Origin of the sequence: Shouchella shacheensis (genome assembly GCF_001484965.1) — a bacterium.
GTDB classification, from domain to species: Bacteria; Bacillota; Bacilli; order Bacillales; family Bacillaceae_D; genus Shouchella; species Shouchella shacheensis.
The window spans coordinates 1-376 of the sequence record NZ_LLYY01000092.1; the positions used below are offsets into that span (position 1 = coordinate 1).

Annotated in this window: 1 protein-coding gene; it reads right to left on the reverse strand. The window is 34.8% G+C overall.

Annotated features, from left to right (window positions below):
* The coding region (locus AVZ68_RS19500) for a MerR family DNA-binding transcriptional regulator (protein ID WP_157404781.1) at positions 1-282 on the reverse strand (282 nt) is incomplete at its 3' end.
* Between the last annotated feature and the right edge of the window lie 94 nt (positions 283-376).

Sequence of the window (376 nt, forward strand, 5' to 3'; positions counted from 1 at the left end):
TTTGCCTTGTGCTAATAAATAGGCTTCCATATTCTCAACTTGCCTTTGTAAATCATCTTTTTGTTTATGCGACGAAACACGACAGTAACCAATGGTTATTCTAGATTCAGCAGAAGGAGAGTGTAAGCCAAGATAATGTTCTAGCTGCTGTTGAGAGTAATACCTATGACCTGATGGTGCGATATGGCTTGGTTTTAATTTACCTGTCTTATCCCAATTCCTAAGTGTTTGAATTGTGACTCCTATTTCCTTTGCGAACTGACCAATGCTGTAGTTTTTCATAAGGGCCACCTTCGTTCCATGTGATTACCCTAAGTATATAATTTTAACTATAAATATTAAAGAGTTATTTATAGTTATTTACACATTTATCTTA